The organism is Corallococcus sp. AB038B (assembly GCF_003668955.1).
Taxonomy (GTDB): Bacteria; Myxococcota; Myxococcia; order Myxococcales; family Myxococcaceae; genus Corallococcus; species Corallococcus exiguus.
The window spans coordinates 1-385 of record NZ_RAWO01000400.1 but is presented as its reverse complement, the minus strand read 5'-3'; the positions used below and the strand labels follow the sequence as shown (position 1 = coordinate 385).

Sequence of the window (385 nt, the reverse complement as noted above, 5' to 3'; positions counted from 1 at the left end):
GCTGGAGATGATTCTCGCCAGCAGCGCGGCGGGCGACCGGTTCGTCGAGAAGATGTCGAGCGGCAGGATGTCGTACCGGGCCGGGCCCAGCTCATCCAGATAGGGCCTGAGAGTCTTGACGGCCTGCATCGCCTGCTGGGCGGATTCGTAGCCCGTGAACTTGTTCGGGTCGGCGACCGTGCTCTCCGCGTCGGGCCCCTCGTGGAGCCGGGGGGCGGGGTTCGCGGACTCCGCCTGGGCGTGTTCCTGGAGCGATGAGACAGGGCTGCGCGCCGGCGCGACGAACGCGGGGCGGTTGCGCCACCGGTCCTCTGCCTGCACCAGGGCGTGGCACCCGGTGCAGGCGCGGTACCGGCCTTCAATCTGCTGCTCGTAGACCCAGCCG

The 385-nt window shown here is 70.4% G+C and carries 1 protein-coding gene; it reads right to left on the bottom strand.

From position 1 onward, the window contains the following. Positions 1–385: hypothetical protein (locus tag D7Y04_RS44980; RefSeq protein WP_158627718.1), on the bottom strand; the 385-nt coding region annotated here is incomplete at both ends.